Source organism: Streptomyces sp. CB02959 (assembly GCF_002803155.1).
Lineage (GTDB): Bacteria > Actinomycetota > Actinomycetes > Streptomycetales > Streptomycetaceae > Streptomyces.
Genome location: NZ_NNBP01000001.1, coordinates 607586 through 626470, shown reverse-complemented (window position 1 = coordinate 626470; position 18885 = coordinate 607586). Strand labels below are relative to the sequence as shown.

Genomic DNA, 18885 nt, shown 5'->3' with positions numbered 1-18885 from the left:
GCACGGCCGTCCGATCCGGGGAGGCATCAGGGTGCATTTGGGGGCCACGGGAAGTGGAACCACAGCCACCGCACAAGGTCTCCGCCGCATTCCCGGCCTCTCCCGGCCGGCGGACCGGGCGTCCAAGCCCATTGTCGGTGCTGTGCGGCAGGATGGGCCCAATGAAGGGGACCGGATCCACGGACAGCACGGACAGCGCCGACGCCGCCGACGACCGTGCCGCGCCGGACGACACACCGGGCGCCGCCGTCGAGCTGCCCGACTACGCGGAGCGGGTCCTCGGCGTCGCCGAGCTGATCCCGCCCGGCAAGGTCATGACCTACGGCGACGTCGCCGAGTGGCTCAAGGACGAGGAGCACCCGCACGGGCCGGCGCCGGGCGGCCCCCGGCAGGTGGGGCGGGTGATGGCCCTCTACGGCGGCGCGGTGCCCTGGTGGCGGGTGGTGCGCGCGGACGGCGTCCTGCTCCCCGGGAGCGAACTGCGCGCCCTGACCCACTACCGGGACGAGGGCACGCCCCTGAAGGGAGCCCCGGCGGCGTCCGAGGGCCACATACCGCGGATCGACATGCGCCGGGCGCGGTGGGACGGCGGCGACGGGGCCTAGACGGGGCCTAGACGGGGCCTTCGACCGGGGCCCGGGGCCGGTCCGCCGGACCAGGGCCGGACCGGGCCGGGCCCCGGGTTCGGCTCCTCGACCCGGTACGGTCGAAGACTGCCGTTCCGGACGCGACCGGCCGCGGGCGCCCGGACGACCCCGCCGGCCCGGACGGCCCGGTGGCACCGCCGGCACCGTCCGGCACCCTCCGCACCACGACCAGCACCTCCCTCCCAGGACCGGCGATCCACGTGAGTTCCTCCCTTCCGGCCGTTCCGCCGACGCAGCCCCGCGAGGCGGCGCGGCGGGGCGCCCCCGGCGCGTACCGACTGGTGCGCACCCCGCCGGAGCGGACCGCGCCACCCGTCCTGGACGCCGCCCAGCGCGCCGTGGTGGCGCACCGGAACGGGCCGCTGCTGGTCCTCGCCGGCCCGGGGACGGGCAAGACCACGACCCTGGTGGAATCCGTGGTGCGCCGCATCCGGGAGGGCGGAGACCCCGAGCGGATCCTCGTCCTCACCTTCAGCCGGAAGGCCGCGGTCGCCCTCCGCGACCGGCTGGCCGCCCGCCTGGCCGACCCGGACGGGCCGCCGGCGGGGCATCCAGGGGGCCACCGGGCGGGCGTCCCCCAGGCCACCACCTTCCACTCCTTCTGCTACGCCCTGGTCCGCGCCCACCAGGACGCCGACCTCTTCGCCGACCCGCTGCGGCTGCTGTCCGGCCCCGAGCAGGACCTGGTGGTCCGCGAGCTCCTGGAGGGCCAGGCGGAGCTGGCCGGCGCCGGCCGGGCCCGGGTGAGCTGGCCGGACGAGCTGCGGGCCTGCCTGACCACCCGCGGGTTCGCCGACGAGGTCCGCGCGGTGCTGGCCCGCAGCCGGGAGCTGGGCCTGGGCCCGGCCGCGCTGGGCGCCTTCGCCCGCCGCACCGGCCGCCCCGACTGGCAGGCCGCGGCCGCCTTCCTCGCCGAGTACCTCGACGTCCTGGACGCCCAGGGGGTGCTGGACTACGCCGAGCTGGTGCACCGCGCGGTGCTGCTGGCCGAGGGCCCGGAGGCCGCCGCCCGACTGGCCGGCGCCTACGACGCGGTCTACGTCGACGAGTACCAGGACACCGACGCGGCCCAGGTGCGGCTGCTGCGGGCGCTCGCCGGCCACCAGGGCGCGCCGGCCGCGGCCGGCTCCCCGGGCCGCACGCTGCTCGCCTTCGGCGACCCCGACCAGTCGATCTACGCCTTCCGGGGCGCCGACGTCAACGGCATCCTCGACTTCCCCGAGACCTTCCGGCGCGCCGACGGCACCCCCGCCCCGGTGGCCGTCCTGCGCACCTCCCGCCGCTCCGGCGCCGCCCTGCTTGCCGCCACCCGCCTGATCACCCGCCGGATGCCGCTCACCCGCCTCCCGGCCGACGCCGTCCGCGCCCACCGCGAACCGGCGCCCGTACGGGACGGCGGCCGGGTCGAGGCGTACACGTACCCGACCTCCGGCGCCGAGCTGGACAACATCGCCGACCTGCTGCGCCGCGCCCACCTGGAGGAGGGGGTGCCCTGGCGCGAGATGGCCGTACTGGTGCGCGCCGGCGGGCGTTCGATCCCCGCCGTGCGCCGGGCCCTCACCTCCGCCGGGGTCCCGCTCGACATCGACGGCGACGACCTGCCGCTCCGCCACGAACCGGCGGTCGGCCCGCTGCTGACCGCCCTGCGGGTGGCCGCCGGGGCACCGGCCGGACCCGCCACCGACGGCCGCGGCACCGCCGTTGACACTCCTGAGGCCGTTGACGCTGCGGAGGCCGTGGAGGCCATGGAGGCTGCGGAGGCCGTCGAGTTGTCCGAGGCCAGTGACACATCCGGGACCGAGGAGGCCCCCGTTGCTTCCGAGACGCCCGGTGCTGCCGCCGACGCGGTTCCGGACGGCACGGACGCGCCCGCGGCCCAGGAGGACGCACCGGCAGCCGACGACGACGTACCTGCACCGGCGACCGACGACGACGTACCCGCACCGGCGACCGACGACGACGTACCCGCACCGGCAGCCCACGACGACGCACCGGACCGCTCGACCGCCCTCCGGATCGACCCCGAGACCGCCATCGACCTGCTCACCTCCCCCCTGGGCGGCATGGATGCCGCCGATCTGCGCAGGTTGGGCCGGGCGTTGCGCGAGGAGGAGCGGGCGGCCGGCCGGCCGCTGCCGCCGCCGTCCGACGAGTTGATCGCCCGTGCGTTGGCCGAGCCCGAGCGCCTGGTCGCGCACGACCCCCGCTACGCCCGCGGTGCCCAGCGGCTCGGCCTGCTGCTGCGCAAGGCCGGGGAACTCCTCGCCGGCGGCGGGACGGCCGAGGAAGCGCTGTGGGAGCTCTGGGACGGCACCCCCTGGCCGGGGCGGCTGGAGCGGGCCGCCCGACGCGGCGGGGCCGCCGGCCGCAACGCCGACCGGGACCTGGACGCGGTGGTCGCGCTGTTCGAGACGGCGGCCCGCGCCGAGGAGCGCACCGGCGGCCGCGGCGCCCGGAACTTCCTGGAGGAGCTGGACGCCCAGGACATCGCCGCGGACACCCTCACCCGCCGGACGGTCCGCCCCGACGCCGTACGCCTGATGACCGCGCACCGCGCCAAGGGCCTGGAATGGCGGTTCGTGGTGGTCGCCGGGGTCCAGGAGGGCCTCTGGCCCGACCTGCGGCGGCGCGGGTCGCTCCTGGAGGCGGACCGGATCGGCCGGGACGGTCTGGCCGAACCGCTCACCCCGGCCGCCCTGCTCGCCGAGGAGCGCCGGCTGTTCTACGTGGCCGCGACCCGGGCCCGGGAGCGCCTGGTGGTCACCGCCGTGCAGGCCGCGGCCGAGGACGGCGACCAGCCGTCCCGGTTCCTGACCGAGCTGGGCGTCACCCCCCAGGACGTCACCGGGCGCCCCCGCCGCCCGCTGACGGTGGCCGCGCTCGTCGCGGAGCTGCGCGCCACCACCGTCGACCCGGAGGCCGGGCCGGCGCTGCGCGAGGCCGCCGCCCAGCGGCTGGCCAGGCTGGCCGCGCTGCGCGACGACGACGGGTACCCGCTGGTGCCGGCCGCGCACCCGGACAGCTGGTGGGGCCTGCACGAGCCCACCCACAACACCGTCCCGCTGCGCGACCGCGACCGGCCCGTGGTGCTCTCCGGCAGCGCCCTCGACCAACTGGCGAACAGCTGCGCACTCCAGTGGTTCCTGGGGCGCGAGGTGAAGGCGGACGCCCCGGCCACCGCCGCGCAGGGCTTCGGCAACGTCGTCCACGTGCTCGCCGACGAGGTCGCCTCCGGCCGCACCCCGGCCGACCTGTCCGTCCTGATGGCGCGGCTGGACTCGGTGTGGGACGCGCTCGCCTTCGACGCCCCCTGGAAGTCCCGCCAGGAGAAGGACAGCGCCCGCGCCGCCCTGGAGCGCTTCCTGCGCTGGCACGTCATGGAGCGCGAGACGCTCGGCCGGGACACCGTCGCCACCGAGCACGGCTTCGACGTCACCCTCGACGCCGGCGCCTACGAGGTCCGCATCCGCGGCAGCATGGACCACGTGGCGCGGGACGCCCAGGGCCGCGCCTACGTCGTCGACTTCAAGACCGGCAAGCAGAAGCCGACCGGCCCCGAGGTCGCCCGCCACCCGCAGCTCGCCGTCTACCAGCTCGCGGTCCGCGAGGGCGCCCTCGACGACGCCTTCGACGGGGCCCGGCCGGAACCGGGCGGCGCCGAACTCGTCCACCTGCGGCTCGGCGCGCCCCGCAAGGAGGGCGGCGACGCGCTGCCCGCCGTCCAGGCGCAGCCGCCGCTGGAGGGCGACTGGGTCGGCGATCTGCTCGCCACCGCCGCCGGCCGGGTGCTGGAGGAGCGCTTCACGCCCACCACCGGCGCGCACTGCACGCACTGTTCCTTCCGGGCCTCGTGCAGCGCGCTGCCGGAGGGCCGGCAGATCGTGGAATGACCCGACCCGTGGCCCCTGCACCACGCTGACCTGCGCGGACATCGGCCGGGGCGGGATTGTCGGCGGCGGCCGTTACGGTGTCCGATGTGTCAGTTCCGTCAGCCCGCATCACCGACCCCGAGCAGCTCAAGGAGCTGCTCGGCATTCCGTTCACCCCGGAGCAGACGGCGTGCATCACGGCCCCGCCCGCGCCGCAGGTCATCGTGGCCGGAGCCGGTTCGGGCAAGACCACGGTGATGGCCGCGCGGGTGGTGTGGCTGGTCGGCACCGGCCAGGTCGCCCCCGAGCAGGTCCTCGGGCTGACGTTCACCAACAAGGCGGCGGGGGAGCTGGCCGAGCGCGTCCGCGCGGCCCTCCTGGCGGCCGGTGTCACCGACCCCGACGCGCTCGCCCCGGTCGGCGGCGCCGCGCATGGGCCCGCCGAGGACGCCGCCGGTGCGCAGACGCCCGCCGGGGAGCCGCGGATCTCCACCTACCACGCCTTCGCCGGCCAGCTCCTCAAGGACCACGGCCTGCGCATCGGCCTGGAGCCCAGCGCCCGGCTGCTCGCCGACGCCACCCGCTTCCAGCTCGCCGCCCGCACCCTGCGCGCCGCCCCCGGTCCGTATCCGTCGCTCACCACCTCGCTGCCCACTCTGGTGGAGGACCTGCTCGCCCTCGACGGCGAGCTGGCCGAGCACCTGGTGGACCCGGCCGGCCTGCTCGACCACGACACCGCCCTGCTCGCCGCTCTGGAGGGCGCCAAGCTCAGCAACGCCGATCTGCGCAAGGTCCCCGAGGCCGCCCGCGGCCGGCTGGAACTCCTCGACCTGGTCCGCGCCTACCGCCGCGAGAAGCGCCGCCGCGACCTGCTGGACTTCGGCGACCAGATCGCCCTCGCGGCCACCCTGGCCACCACCCGCCCGGAGGTCGGCGCGCTGCTCCGCGACGAGTTCCGGGTCGTCCTCCTCGACGAGTACCAGGACACCTCCGTCGCCCAGCGGCTGCTGCTCTCCGGCCTCTTCGGCGCCGGTACCGGGACGGGCACCGGGACCGCCACCGGGACTGCCACCGGGCATGCCGTCACCGCCGTGGGCGACCCCTGCCAGGCCATCTACGGCTGGCGCGGCGCCTCCGTGGCCAACCTCGACGACTTCCCCGCCCACTTCCCGTTCGCCGACGGCACCCCGGCCCGCCGCTTCGCCCTCAGCGAGAACCGCCGCAGTGGCGGCCGCCTCCTGGACCTCGCCAACCGCCTCGCCGCCCCGCTGCGCGCCATGCACGCCGGCGTGGAGGCGCTGCGCCCGGCGCCCGGCGCCGAACGGGACGGCGTGGTCCGCTGCGCCCTGCTGCCCACCCACGGCGAAGAGCTCACCTGGCTCGCCGACTCCCTCGCCCACCTGGTCCGCACCGGCACCCCGCCCGGCGGGATCGCGGTGCTGTGCCGCACCGCCGCCGACTTCGCCGGCATCCAGGGCGAGCTGGTCGCCCGGGACATCCCGGTGGAGGTCGTCGGGCTCTCCGGGCTGCTCCACCTCCCCGAGATCGCCGACCTGGTGGCGACCTGCGAGGTCCTCCAGGACCCGACGGCCAACGCCTCCCTGGTCCGCCTGCTGATCGGCCCCCGCTGGCGGATCGGCTCCCGCGACCTGGCCCTGCTGGGCCGCCGGGCCCGCGCGCTGGCCCACCCTTCCTCCCACGGTTCGCCCGACGGCGACCCCGAGCAGCGCCTCGCCGCGGCCGTCGAGGGCGTCGACCCGGCCGAGACGGTCTCGCTCGCGGACGCGCTGGACACCTTCCTGGAGTCCGGCGGGTCCGACGACGGCCTGCCGTTCTCCCCGGAGGCCGCGGTCCGCTTCGCCCGCCTGGCCACCGAACTCCGCGACCTGCGGCGCTCGCTCGCCGACCCGTTGATGGACGTGCTCCACCGGATCCTCGCCGTCACCGGCCTGGAGGTCGAGCTGTCCGCCTCGCCGCACGCCCTCGCCGCCCGCCGCCGGGAGACCTTGGGCACCTTCCTCGACATCGCCGCCGGGTTCGCCGCCAAGGAGGGCGGCGCCGCCCTCGACGGCGAGGCGACCCTGCTCGCCTTCCTCGGCTTCCTGCGCACCGCCGTCCAGTACGAGAAGGGCCTTGACGGTTCCCTCCCGGGCGGCGAGAACACCGTCAAGGTGCTCACCGCCCACAAGTCCAAGGGCCTGGAATGGGACGTGGTCGCGGTGCCGGGCCTGGTGGCCAAGCAGTTCCCCAGCGAGCAGGCCCGCGAGTCCTGGATCAGCCGCGCCAAGGTCCTGCCGCACGCCCTCCGCGGCGACGCCGCGACCCTGCCCGACGTGGCGGAGTGGACCGCCCGCGGCGTCAAGGACTTCAAGGAGGCGATGCGGCAGCACCAGGAGACCGAGGAGCTCCGCCTGGGCTACGTCACCTTCACCCGCCCCCGCTCCCTCCTCCTCGGCTCCGGCCACTGGTGGGGCCCCAGCCAGAAGCGTCCCCGCGGCCCGTCCGCCTTCCTGGAGGCGCTCCGCGAGCACTGCGAGGCCGGCCACGGCGAGATCGAGGTCTGGGCCGACCCGCCCGAGGAGGGCGCCGAGAACCCGGCCCTCGCCGAGGCCGCCGCCGACCGCCCCTGGCCGCTGCCGCTGGACCCGACGGCCATGGCCCACCGCCGCTCGGCCGCCGCCGCCGTCCGCGCCCACCTCACCCGCTACGCACCGGACACCGCCCCGGACTCCGCGGCGCCGCCCCCGTCCCCCGGGTACGACCCGGAGTGGCCGCCCCCACCGGACGACGAGGACTGGGCGGCCCTCTATGAGGACGCGCCGTACCCGCCGTACGAGGACGCCCTGTACGGCGATGCCCCGTACGACGAGGCCCCGTACGGCGATGCCCCGTACGGCGATGCCCCGTACGGCGATGCGTCCCGCGACGCGTATGACGACGCGTTCGACGAGCCCGCTCCGTCCGACGCTCACGAGTACGAGTACAGGTACGAGGAAGACACCGCACCCCGAGCCGGAGCCGACGCCCCGGCCCCGCGCCCCCGTCTCATCGCGCAGCGCTCCGCCGAACCCGACCCGGCCACCCTCACCGGCGGCCCCGGCCCCGGCTCCGGCCCCGAAGACCCCGAGGGCCGGCGGTCCCCGGCGCTGCCCCCCGAGGAGCGCCGCACCGTGGCGTCCTGGGACCGCGATCTGGAGGCGCTCGCCACCGAGCTGCGCAGCTCCCGCGCCCGGGTCCGCGACGTCCCGCTGCCGGCTTCGCTGACCGCCACCCAGCTGCTCCAGGTCGCCGCCGACCCGGACGGCTTCGCCCGCGAGCTGGCCCGTCCGATGCCGCGCCCGCCGCAGCCCGCGGCCCGCCGCGGCACCCGGTTCCACGCCTGGGTCCAGTCCCGTTTCGAGGAGCTGCCGCTGCCGCTGCTCGGCCCGGAGGAGCTGCCCGGCGCCGAGCCCGGCGAGGCCGCGGAGATCGCCGACGAGCAGGACCTGGCCGCCCTGAAGGAGGCGTTCGCGCGGACCCCGTACGCGCACCGGACCCCGTTCCGGGTGGAGGTCCCGTTCCGGATGACGCTCGCCGGGCGGGTGATCCGCGGCCGCATCGACGCGGTCTACAAGGAGCCGGGCCCGGACGGCGACCGCTTCGAGATCGTCGACTGGAAGACCGGCCGGAACCTCCCCTCCGGCGCCGGCGGCGCGGACCCCCTCCAGCTGGCCGTCTACCGCCTGGCCTGGGCCGAGCGGTACGGCCTGGCGCCCTCCGAGGTCGGTGCCGCGTTCCTCTTCGTCCGCACCGGAGAAGTGGTCCGGCCCGCCCGCCTGCCCGGCCGGGCCGGACTCGAACGGATCCTGCTGGGCGAGACCCCCGGCCGGTATCCCCCAGAAGGCCGATAGGCTCGGGCGTATGAGCACCACCCCGGACAACGCCGTCCGCGCGTACCTCACCGGCCACCGCGACGCCTTCCTCGACGACCTCGCGGAGTGGCTGCGCATCCCCTCCGTCTCCGCCGATCCCGGCCGCGCCGCCGACGTGCGCCGCAGCGCCGACTGGCTCGCCGCCAAGCTCGCGGAGACCGGCTTCCCGGTGACCGAGGTGTGGGAGACCGAGGGGCTGCCCGCGGTGTTCGCCGAGTGGCCCTCCGGGGACCCGGCGGCCCCGACGGTGCTCGTCTACGGCCACCACGACGTCCAGCCCGCCGCCCGCGAGGACGGCTGGCACACCGACCCCTTCGAGCCGGTGACCGTCGACGGCCGGCTCTACGCCCGCGGCGCCGCGGACGACAAGGGCCAGGTCTTCTTCCACACCCTGGGCGTCCGCGCCCACCTCGCCGCGACCGGCCGCACCGCCCCCGCCGTCAACCTCAAGCTGCTCATCGAGGGTGAGGAGGAGTCCGGCTCCCCGAACTTCCCGGCCCTGGTCGCGGCGCGTGCGGACCGCCTGGCCTGCGACGCGGTGATCGTCTCCGACACCGGTATGTGGGCCGAGGACACGCCCACCGTCTGCACCGGCATGCGCGGACTGACGGACTGTCAGATCGATCTGTACGGTCCCGACCAGGACATCCACTCCGGCTCGTTCGGCGGCGCGGTGCCCAACCCGGCCACCGAGGCGGCCCGGCTCGCCGCCGCGCTGCACGACGCCGACCGCCGGGTCGCGATCCCCGGTTTCTACGACGGCGTGATCGAACTCACCGACCGCGAGCGGGAGCTCTTCGCCGAGCTGCCCTTCGACGAGGAGCGCTGGCTGCGCACCGCGCACTCGCACGCCCCCCTCGGCGAGGCCGGCGCCACCACCCTGGAGCGCGTCTGGGCCCGCCCCACCGCCGAGGTCAACGGCATCGGCGGCGGCTACCAGGGCCCCGGCGGCAAGACCATCGTCCCGGCCTCCGCCCAGCTGAAGCTCTCCTTCCGCCTGGTCGCCGGCCAGGACGCGGAGGCCGTCCAGCGGGCGGTCGGCGCCTGGGTCGCCGACCGGCTCCCGGCCGGCATCCGCCACGAGATCACCTGGTGGGGCGCCACCCGCCCCTGCCTCACCCCGCTGGACCACCCCGCGCTCCAGTCCGTCGCCCGCGCCATGGGCCGGGCCTTCGAGACGGAGATCCGCTTCACCCGCGAGGGCGGTTCGGGTCCGGCGGCCGACCTCCAGGACGTCCTCGGCGTACCGGTCCTCTTCCTGGGCATCTCGGTGCCTTCCGACGGCTGGCACGCGCCGAACGAGAAGGTCGAACTCGACCTGCTGATGAAGGGCGTCGAGACCGCCGCCTACCTCTGGGGCGACCTGGCGGACGCCTGGCGCCCGGCCTGACCCGCGCCCGCCGCCGTACCGCTCCGCGCCCACACGCAGCAATCACCCACGCCACAGGGGGAGTTGGAAACAGCAGTGACCATCTGGACCGACCGCACGGCCGACCGGCCGATCACCTTCAGCGCGCCGAGCGGAATCGACCGCTCCGCCCACCACCGCCAGGACGAGGCATGGCTGGCGGCGGCGTGGAGCCACCCGACGACGCGCGTCTTCGTCGTGTCCGGGGGCCAGGCGCTGATCGACGACACCCCCGACGGCCGCACCGAACTGATCATGACGCCCTCCTTCGAGGCGCCGCTGACCGAGGCCCACCGCTACTACCTCGGCACCGACGAGGACGGCGTCAGCTACTTCGCCCTCCAGAAGGACGCCCTGCCTGGCCGGCTGGACCAGTCCGCCCGCGCCGCCGGACTCCGCGAGGCCGGTCTGCTGCTCTCCCCGCGGGACGCCGGCCTCCTCGTCCACGCCGTGGCCCTGGAGAACTGGCAGCGGATGCACCGCTTCTGCTCCCGCTGCGGCGAGCGGACGGTCATCGCGGCGGCCGGCCACATCCGCCGCTGCCCGGCCTGCGGCGCCGAGCACTACCCGCGCACCGACCCGGCCGTGATCATGCTCGTCACCGACGACCAGGACCGCGCCCTCCTCGGCCGCCAGGTCCACTGGCCCGAGGGACGCTTCTCCACCCTCGCCGGGTTCGTCGAGCCGGGCGAGTCCATCGAGCACTCGGTCGCCCGGGAGGTCTACGAGGAGGCCGGGGTCGTCGTCGGCGACGTGGAGTACGTCGCCAGCCAGCCCTGGCCCTTCCCCTCCAGCCTGATGCTGGGCTTCATGGCCCGCGCCACCTCCTCCGAGATCCAGGTGGACGGCGAGGAGATCGAGGAGGCCCGGTGGTTCTCCCGGGACGACCTCGCCGCCGCCTTCGCCTCCGGCGAGATCCTCCCGCCCTACGGCATCTCGATCGCGGCGCGGCTCATCGAGCGCTGGTACGGCAAGCCGCTGCCCAGGCCGTGACCCCCGCGGCCCGGGGCGCGGACAGCACCGTGCCCCGGGGCGCGGACAGCACCGTGCCCCGGGCCGCGGACAGCACCGCGGCCCTGACCGCGGACAGCACTGCGGCCCGGACCACGGACGTCACCGTCACCGTGGTCCGGGCCTCGCACAGCACGGGCCGTCGACCGGCTCCCTCACGGACCGGCCGACGGCCCCGCCTCGGCGGTGCGCCCGGCCCTCAGGCCGCGGCCACCTTCTCCTTGACCTGCGCCAGGGACGGGTTGGTCAGCGTCGTGCCGTCGGCGAAGAGCACGGTCGGCACCGTCTGGTTGCCGCCGTTGGCCTTCTCGACGAACGCCGCGGACTCCGGGTCCTGCTCGATGTTGATCTCGGTGTAGGCAATGCCCTCGCGGTCCATCTGGCCCTTCAGCCGACGGCAGTAACCGCACCAGGTCGTGCTGTACATCGTCACAGTGCCCGCCATGCGTCCCGCGCTCCTTAGCTCGGTCTCGAACGTGATCATGTGCCACGCGCGTCACTCCGACGCCGTGGCACCGATCTGCACAACGCCCACCGGGCCCGGACCATTCCCGGCCACCCCGAGCGTGTTCCCGGCCACCCGCCGGCGGCCCGCCGCGGGGCGCCGCAAGCCCCCGGCCGTCCCCAGCCGGGCACACCGGTACGACCGGTCCCCGGGCGGTGTGGACGGTTTCCCGGGTGCGCCGACGGACCTGGCAGCATTGGCGGAGTGACAGCAGCAACGGACGCCACTCTCTTCCCGCAGGTTCCGGGCGGCTCTCCCCATGCGATTCCGCCCAGCGGGGCCGACGCGGTGCTCGACGGGCTCGACCCCGAGCAGCGCGAGGTCGCCACGGCCCTGCACGGGCCGGTGTGCGTCCTGGCCGGCGCCGGCACCGGCAAGACCCGCGCGATCACCCACCGCATCGCCTACGGCGTCCAGGCCGGGATCCTGCAGCCCGCCAGTGTGCTCGCGGTCACCTTCACGGCCCGCGCCGCCGGCGAGATGCGCGGGCGGCTCCGGCAGCTCGGCGCGGCCGGCGTCCAGGCCCGCACCTTCCACTCCGCGGCCCTGCGCCAGCTCCAGTTCTTCTGGCCCCGGGCGGTCGGCGGCGAGCTGCCGCGGCTGCTGGACCGCAAGGGCCCGCTGGTCGCCGAGGCCGCCGCCCGCTGCCGCCTCCGCCTCGACCGCAACGAGCTGCGCGACGTCACCGGCGAGGTCGAGTGGTCCAAGGTCACCCAGACGGTGCCCGCCGACTATCCGGCCGCGGTCGCCAAGGCCGGCCGCGAGGCGCCCCGCGACCCCGCCGAGATCGGCCAGATATACGCCACCTACGAGCAGCTCAAGCGGGACCGCGGCACCATCGACTTCGAGGATGTGCTGTTGCTCACGGTCGGTGTGCTCCAGGACCGGCACGACATCGCCGAGCAGGTCCGCGCCCAGTACCAGCACTTCGTCGTCGACGAGTACCAGGACGTCAGCCCGCTCCAGCAGCGGCTGCTGGAACTGTGGCTGGGCGACCGCGACACCCTGTGCGTGGTCGGCGACGCCAGCCAGACGATCTACAGCTTCACCGGCGCCACCCCCGACCACCTCCTCGACTTCCGCGTCCGCCACCCGCACGCCACGGTCGTCAAGCTCGTCCGCGACTACCGCTCCACCCCCCAGGTCGTCCACCTCGCCAACGGCCTGCTCTCCCGGGCCCGGGGCCGCGCCGCCGAGCACCGCCTGGAGCTGGTCTCGCAGCGCGAGCCGGACACCGAGCCGGTCTTCACCGAATACGCCGACGAGCCCGCCGAGGCCGAGGGAACCGCCCGCCGGATCCGCGACCTGATCGCCGCCGGCGTCCCGGCCAGCGAGATCGCGGTCCTCTTCCGCATCAACGCCCAGTCCGAGGTCTACGAACAGGCCCTCGCCGACGCCGACGTGCCGTACCAGCTGCGCGGCGCCGAGCGGTTCTTCGAGCGGCCCGAGGTGCGCGAGGCCGGCGTCAAACTCCGCGGCGCGGCCCGCTTCGGCGGCAACGACACCCTGCTCGCCGACGCGGCGGACCTGCCGTCCGAGGTGCGCGCGGTGCTCAGCGACATGGGCTGGACCGACCGGCCGCCGGCCGGCTCCGGCGCGGCCCGCGACCGCTGGGAGTCGCTCGCCGCCCTGGTCCGGCTCGCCGAGGACTTCGTCCGGGCCCGCCCCACCGCCACCCTCGCCGACCTCGTCGCCGAGCTGGACGAGCGGGCCGCCGCCCAGCACGCCCCCACCGTCGAGGGCGTCACCCTCGCCTCGCTGCACGCCGCCAAGGGCCTGGAGTGGGACGCGGTGTTCCTGGTCGGCCTCACCGAGGGCATGGTGCCGATCCACCACGCCCGCACCGACGAGCAGGTCGAGGAGGAGCGCCGGCTGCTCTACGTCGGCATCACCCGCGCCCGGCGCCACCTGGCGCTGTCCTGGTCGCTGGCCCGCTCGCCCGGCGGGCGGCCGGTGCGCAGCGCCAGCCGCTTCCTCGACGGCCTCCGGCCCGGCACCGGCGGGGCGGCCCGCCGCCGCACCGCGGGCCTGCTCGCCGGCGGCGTCGAGCGCGGCGGCAGCGCCCCGGCGGCCCCCGGCCGACCGCGCCGCACGCACCGCAGCCCGGCCCGCTGCCGGGTCTGCAACCGCACCCTGACCGACCCCGGCGAGATGAAGCTGATGCGCTGCGAGGACTGCCCCTCGGAGCTCGACGAGGGGCTCTACGAGCGGCTGCGGGACTGGCGCGCCGAGCAGGCCGAGCGGACCCGCCAGCCGGCCTACTGCGTCTTCACCGACAAGACCCTGATGGCCCTCGCCGAGGTCGTCCCGGCGACCGCCGAGGAGCTGGCCGTCATCCCCGGCGTGGGCCGCCGCAAGCTTGACCGCTTCGGCTCCGACGTGCTCGCGATCTGCGCCGGTGAGGAGCCTGCTGGGGAGCCCGGCGGGGACGGTGCGGACGGGTCCGGCGACGCCGCGGAAAACTCGTCGGAAAAATAGTTTGCGCGCGTGGAGCGCATCCCCATAGCCTTCGGAAGCAGCGGAAACACGGAACTTCCGGGTTCCGAGGGTTCCGTGCTGTACTTGAACATCCCGGTTCGGGTTTTCCCGATCCCCTAGACGCCGAGAGGAGGCGAGCCCAGTGATCAGCTTCATCGAGACCAACAAAATGACCGATCTCTCGGTCGTCGCCCCCTGCGCTCTCGGCTTCTCGCTCCTGGGCACCGGTCTGTCCGGCTTCGGCCGTCCGTCCGGTACCGAGGTCGCGCGTCCCGAAGCCCTCGCCGTCCTGACGGTGAGCGAGCGCGTCGCGCGACCGACCGAGGCACCCGCGGCAGCGGTGGTGACGGCAACGGCGAATGCCTTTGCCCTCGCGACGGCCGCCAATGGTGCCGAATCCCGGAAGTACCAGTCGCAGCATGACATGTGGGCCTACCGCGGCCTCGAATCCTGGAGAGATCCAGCCTGATCGGCGATCAGGTCGGCACCTTCCAGGGCCGCGGAACCCTCACCGGGATCCGCGGTCCTTTTGTTTTGCCCAACGTGCCCGCCACCAGCCGGGCCGGAACAGACGAGGAACACACCACCGTGCAACTCCAGACGCACACCCCGTCCGACACCGACCTGATCCCTCCGCCCGACCCCCAGGAGAACTCCTTGCTGCCCCTCACCGAGCTCGACGAAGAGATCGACCGCCTCGGCACCGCCGTCCCTTGCCGCACCTATGACCCCGAGGTCTTCTTCGCGGAGTCGCCGGCCGACGTCGAGTACGCCAAGACGCTGTGCCAGACCTGTCCGGTGCGCGAGGCCTGTCTGGCCGGCGCCAAGGACCGCCGCGAGCCGTGGGGCGTCTGGGGCGGTGAGCTCTTCGTCCAGGGTGTCGTCGTGCCGCGGAAGCGTCCGCGGGGCCGTCCGCGCAAGAACCCGGTCATGGCATGAACACCGCGCGCACAGGAACGATCGACCATCCCGTCACACGGGATCCCCAGAAGCAGGACCCCACGATGAACCCGACTTTGACCGAGACCACCGCCCCCGCGAACTTCGGCGCGATCGAATCGCGTCAGAACAGGAACCTCGCCATGCAACTCATGCCAGAAGCCCTGGCCAGGGCCCATATGGAACAACGCCTGTCGGAAGCCGAGTCCGAACGCAGAGGACATCGGCTCGCTGCCGCGCGGCGGATGCAGCGGCGCGCCGAGCGCGCGTCGCTGCGTGCCCGCCGGGCGCTGGCCATGGCCGTGATGCAGTGACCGGGCACACCCGCACTGCACACTGATCCGCCGCCACCACGGGGTCCGTCCCACCGGACGGGCCCCGTGGTGCGTTGCGTCCCGTTTCGCAGGGCCCGTGGGGATATCGTCGGATCGTGGACCAGAAGACGCATCAACAGGCGGAGTTGGCCTCCGACGGCACGGTGTGCGCGCGCTGCGGCGCGGTGGCCGAGGAGGCCCCGCCGACGTGGATCTGCTCGGTCGAGAACGGCGAGCGCCGGTACTTCTGCGACCGCTGCGCCCGGGACAACATCCGTGCCATCGAGGGCCGGCTGGACTCCAGCTGGTGGTGAGGGTCAGGCCGGGCTGCCGGCGGAGCTCTCCGTGTCCGCCTGCTCCGCGGCGGCGTCCCTCGCCGCCTCTTCTGTCGCGTCCGCCTCTGCCGCGGCCCCGTCCGCTCCGTCGGGCAGGAACCCCGGCATCCACGCCTCCAGCTCGTCGCGCAGCCGCACCGTGGCCCCCAGCTGGCACAGCACCCCGATGGTGCTCAACGTCACACGGTGTATCAGGAGGTAGGCGGGCGGCAGATTGAGCTGCTTGCCCAACTGGTGCGCAGGGGAGCGCGGATCGCCGATCCGGGCCGCCTGCCGCCGCATCCAGCCCCGGGTGAAGGTGAACGCCTCCACCTGCGCCGGCTCGATGATCGGCAGCAGGTAGTCCAGCATCGCGTCCGGATCCAGCTCGATGGACTCCTTGACGAAGCCCTCCTCGCACAGCATGCGGTAGACCGCGTCCGCCTCGCCGCCCAGCGCCATCCGCAGCGAGGTGCCGATCGTCGGCGGCAGCCCGTCGGGCAGCCGGTCGACCGTGCCGAAGTCCAGTACGCCCAGCCGCCACTCGGCCACCGGCCCGTCCGGCGTCCGGTCGGGCAGCAGCCGGAAGTTGCCCGGGTGCGGGTCGGCGTGCAGCAGGCCCGTACGCGCCGGGCCGGAGAAGAGGAAGTGCGCCAGCAACTGCCCGGCGCGGTCGCGCTCCTCCTCGGTGCCGTGGGCGATCACCTCGGACAGCGGCACCCCCTCCAGCCACTCGGTCACCAGCACCTGGTCGCTCTGGTGCACCACGGCCGGCACCACCACGTCCGAGTCGCCGGCGAACTCCGCGGCGTGCGCCCGCTGGGCCTCGGCCTCCAGGGCGTAGTCCAGCTCCTCCGAGACCCGGTCGCGCAGCTCGGTGATGAGCGGCTTGATGTCCATGCCCGGGATCAGCGGCCCGAGCAGCCGCGCGAACCGGCTGAGCTGCGTCAGATCCGACAGCAGCGCCGGACCGGCCCCCGGGTACTGCACCTTGACGGCCACCTCGCGGCCGTCGTGCCACACCGCCCGGTGCACCTGCCCGATCGACGCCGCCGCGGCCGGTTTGTCGTCGAACTCCTCGAACAGCTCCCGCCAGTCCGCGCCGAGCCGCTCGGCCAGTACGGAGTGCACGGTGCTGGTCGGCAGCGGCGGGGCCGCTTCCTGAAGCTTGGTCAGGGCCGCGCGGTAGGGGCCGGCGACCTCCTCGGGCAGCGCCGACTCGAAGACGGACAGTGCCTGCCCGAACTTCATCGCACCGCCCTTCAGCTCGCCGAGCACCTTGAAGAGCTGCTCCGCGGTGCGCTGTTGGAGCTCCCGGCCGACGATCTCGGCGGACCGGCCGCCGAGCCGTTTGCCCAGGCTCCAGGTGGCACGGCCGGCGAACCCCAGTGGCAGCGCGGCCAGCTTGGCGGTCCGGGTGACCGCCTTGCGGGGAAGATCAGACATGCGCCCCTCCAACTCACACTGTCCCCAACCGGGGTTACCCGGTCATTGTTGCGTGTCGCGGCCGAGGATCCGAGGTGTCCGCCACGTCCGGTATCACGGCGGCACCGCAGCCGCAGTCGGGATGCGGGGCGATCCGCACCGTCCGCACGCTCGCACACGGCAGCGGGAGCTCCATCCGCGCCCCCGTGCACGGCGGCGGCTCGCCGTCGAGGAACGCCAGTGCCTGGACTGCGGCGAGCCCCGCGACCGCCGCCGCCAGTGCGCCGTCGCAGGCCGGCACCGCGGGCGTACCGCGCCCGGAACGCCACTGTGCGAGCAGCCGCGGCCAGGTCGGTTCCGCGTCCGTACGGCGGAGTTGGTCGCAGCCGGCGCAGGCCGAGACGCCGGGCACCACCAGCGGGCCCACCACTCCGGTGCCCTCCAGCACGCCCGCGTAGAGGTGCGGGATGCCGGCGGTGAGCAGGGGTGCGGCGAGCACCGGATCGGGGGCGTAGGCACCGAGGCCGTCGCGCGGGGCGAGCACCAGGAGGGAGATGCCCGGTTCACCGGCCTCGGTGACCGGGCCGCCGGACGGGGGCCGGCGGCTCCACGGGGAGGAATCCCGGACCAGCCTGCGGGCGGCCTCGCCCCGCCGTTCGCCGATCTGACCGGCCGTGGGCCCGCCCGGAACGACGTCCCACGGCGCGACCGTGCCGCCGTCCACCACATCCACCCGGCCGATCCCCGAGGCCGCCAGGAGCGCCGCGATCTGGGCGCCCACCCGCCCCGCCCCCTTCACCTTCACCCGGACCGCGCGGCGCGCCCCCAGCTGCGCGAGCGGTCCCGCCGCCGCCGGGCGCTGCCGCACGGACAGCGCGGCCAGATCCGCCCGCAGCCGCTCGACGGCCGCTGCGTCCGCCCGCACGGCGCCGTCCGCCGGCCCGTCCGCCGCCGGTGCCTCCAACAGCCCGGCCGCGCCGAGCCGCTCCACCACGCCGCGCGCCCGCTCCGGCGCGACATCCAGCGCCGCCGCCGCGTCGACCAGTTGCGGCAGCGAGCGGGTGCCGTCGATCAGCTCGATGAAGCAGCCGGTGGCGAGGTCGACCGGGCCGACCACCCGGGCATGGGCCGGCGCCACGCCGAACCGCACCGTCTCCCGGTCCCGCCAGCCGCGCCGCAGCGCGGGCTTGAGCATCGGATGCATGTCATCCGCCCCCCGTTCCGTCTCGTCCGGCCTCCAGCATGCGCTGGTCGGGCGCCGGACACGGAAGTTATCCACAGGCACCGGCCCGGAGTCGTACAAGCGGTGCACGCCGGGGGCGTTCAGGTGGCGAACCGTCCGCGGGTCGGGACTTCCCCCAGTGCCAGCGGGTAACGTCGGGCGCGTGCCCGCCGACCCTTCCCCGCGCGGTTCCGGGGAGACGCCCCTGCGCCGCGCCGCCGACCGCCCGCGGCGGGCCGAACCGAGCCCGCCGGCCCGCCCGGTGGAAGTGCGCCGCAGTACCCGGCGGCGCCGGACGGTCTCCGCGTACCGCGAGGGCGACCGCACGATCGTCCTGATCCCGGCCCGGATGTCGCAGGCCGAGGAGCAGCGCTGGGTGTCGGTCATGCTGGACAAGCTCGCCGCCCAGGAGAGCAAGCGGATGCTCGGCGAGGGCGACCTGGCCGAACGGGCCGAGCGGCTGTCCGGGCAGTACCTCGACGGACGGGCCCGGCCGGCGTCGGTCCGCTGGGTCACCAACCAGAACACCCGCTGGGGATCGTGCACCCCCGCCGAGGGCAGCATCCGGTTGTCGCACCGCCTCCAGGGCATGCCGGAGTACGTCATCGACTACGTCCTGCTGCACGAGCTGGCGCACCTCCTCGTCCCCGGCCACGGACCGGAGTTCTGGCGGTTGCTGGAGCCCTATCCGCGCACGGAGCGGGCCCGCGGCTACCTCGAAGGCGTGGTGGCCGCCGACCGGCTGCCGCACCTGCCCGCCGCCCGCCGCCGCTGACCGCGCCGGCCGTGCCCCGGCGCGCCCCGCCGCCGCGGACCGTCGGTGTCAGCCGTTAGCCTGGCGT

The 18885-nt window shown here is 75.2% G+C and carries 14 protein-coding genes; 11 read left to right on the top strand and 3 right to left on the bottom strand.

From position 1 onward, the window contains the following. The first annotated feature begins 161 nt into the window (after positions 1-161). The 5 genes from CG747_RS02595 (at position 162) to nudC (ending at position 10828) form a co-directional block, all read left to right on the top strand. Positions 162-605, top strand: a complete 444-nt coding sequence (locus tag CG747_RS02595) for an MGMT family protein (RefSeq protein ID WP_100599907.1) — start codon at positions 162-164, stop codon at positions 603-605. Between the two features lie 242 nt (positions 606-847). Further along, the gene (locus CG747_RS02590; RefSeq protein WP_100600078.1) at positions 848-4537 is read left to right on the top strand and encodes an ATP-dependent DNA helicase; all 3690 of its coding nucleotides are present in this window, start codon (positions 848-850) and stop codon (positions 4535-4537) included. Between the two features lie 86 nt (positions 4538-4623). Next, positions 4624-8406 (top strand): ATP-dependent DNA helicase, encoded by a 3783-nt coding sequence (locus CG747_RS02585; protein WP_100599906.1) that lies wholly within the window; start codon positions 4624-4626, stop codon positions 8404-8406. A 10-nt stretch (positions 8407-8416) separates the two neighbouring features. Beyond that, complete coding sequence (locus tag CG747_RS02580) at positions 8417-9817, top strand: dipeptidase (RefSeq protein WP_100599905.1); 1401 nt, start codon at positions 8417-8419, stop codon at positions 9815-9817. Positions 9818-9892: 75 nt separating this feature from the next. Further along, positions 9893-10828: an NAD(+) diphosphatase gene (nudC, locus tag CG747_RS02575; protein WP_100599904.1), complete on the top strand. Its 936-nt coding sequence runs from the start codon at positions 9893-9895 to the stop codon at positions 10826-10828. Between the two features lie 217 nt (positions 10829-11045). Here nudC and CG747_RS02570 read toward each other — a convergent pair whose 3' ends face one another. After that, positions 11046-11291, bottom strand: a complete 246-nt coding sequence (locus tag CG747_RS02570; RefSeq protein WP_039632983.1) for a mycoredoxin — start codon at positions 11289-11291, stop codon at positions 11046-11048. Between the two features lie 264 nt (positions 11292-11555). Between CG747_RS02570 and CG747_RS02565 the strand changes: the two genes are divergently transcribed. The 5 genes from CG747_RS02565 (at position 11556) to CG747_RS02545 (ending at position 15396) form a co-directional block, all read left to right on the top strand. After that, a complete protein-coding gene (locus tag CG747_RS02565) occupies positions 11556-13829 on the top strand; it encodes an ATP-dependent DNA helicase UvrD2 (RefSeq protein WP_100599903.1) in 2274 nt (757 codons plus the stop codon). Between the two features lie 142 nt (positions 13830-13971). Beyond that, a complete protein-coding gene (locus CG747_RS02560; protein ID WP_100599902.1) occupies positions 13972-14298 on the top strand; it encodes a hypothetical protein in 327 nt (108 codons plus the stop codon). Positions 14299-14417: 119 nt separating this feature from the next. Continuing rightward, positions 14418-14768 carry a WhiB family transcriptional regulator gene (locus tag CG747_RS02555; RefSeq protein WP_100600077.1) on the top strand — a complete coding sequence of 117 codons (351 nt, stop codon included), beginning with the start codon at positions 14418-14420 and terminating at the stop codon, positions 14766-14768. Further along, positions 14765-15082 (top strand): hypothetical protein, encoded by a 318-nt coding sequence (locus tag CG747_RS02550; protein ID WP_100599901.1) that lies wholly within the window; start codon positions 14765-14767, stop codon positions 15080-15082. Before CG747_RS02555 ends, CG747_RS02550 begins: the two co-directional genes overlap by 4 nt. Before the next feature lie 113 nt (positions 15083-15195). Continuing rightward, positions 15196-15396, top strand: a complete 201-nt coding sequence (locus CG747_RS02545; RefSeq protein ID WP_100600076.1) for a hypothetical protein — start codon at positions 15196-15198, stop codon at positions 15394-15396. A 3-nt stretch (positions 15397-15399) separates the two neighbouring features. On the opposite strand, the gene CG747_RS02540 is transcribed toward CG747_RS02545, so the two are convergent. Both CG747_RS02540 and CG747_RS02535 read right to left on the bottom strand, forming a co-directional pair. Further along, positions 15400-16842, bottom strand: coding sequence for an AarF/ABC1/UbiB kinase family protein (locus tag CG747_RS02540; protein ID WP_100599900.1), 1443 nt, complete (start codon positions 16840-16842; stop codon positions 15400-15402). Between the two features lie 34 nt (positions 16843-16876). After that, on the bottom strand, positions 16877-18016 hold the full coding sequence (locus tag CG747_RS02535; RefSeq protein WP_100600075.1) for a ThiF family adenylyltransferase: 1140 nt from the start codon (positions 18014-18016) through the stop codon (positions 16877-16879). A gap of 190 nt (positions 18017-18206) precedes the next feature. Here CG747_RS02535 and CG747_RS02530 point away from each other — a divergent pair, with 190 nt between their 5' ends. Then, entirely contained in the window at positions 18207-18818 is a 612-nt protein-coding gene (locus CG747_RS02530; RefSeq protein WP_100599899.1) for a M48 family metallopeptidase, read from the top strand. Positions 18819-18885 lie beyond the last annotated feature (67 nt).

Excerpts from the sequence above, each read along its gene's own strand:
- CG747_RS02595 (WP_100599907.1), top strand. The coding sequence starts at position 162 with ATGAAGGGGACCGGATCCACGGACAGCACGGACAGCGCCGACGCCGCC.
- CG747_RS02580 (WP_100599905.1), top strand. The coding sequence starts at position 8,417 with ATGAGCACCACCCCGGACAACGCCGTCCGCGCGTACCTCACCGGCCAC.
- CG747_RS02570 (WP_039632983.1), bottom strand. The coding sequence starts at position 11,291 with ATGGCGGGCACTGTGACGATGTACAGCACGACCTGGTGCGGTTACTGC.
- CG747_RS02550 (WP_100599901.1), top strand. The coding sequence starts at position 14,765 with ATGAACACCGCGCGCACAGGAACGATCGACCATCCCGTCACACGGGAT.
- CG747_RS02540 (WP_100599900.1), bottom strand. The coding sequence starts at position 16,842 with ATGTCTGATCTTCCCCGCAAGGCGGTCACCCGGACCGCCAAGCTGGCC.
- CG747_RS02535 (WP_100600075.1), bottom strand. The coding sequence starts at position 18,016 with ATGCTCAAGCCCGCGCTGCGGCGCGGCTGGCGGGACCGGGAGACGGTG.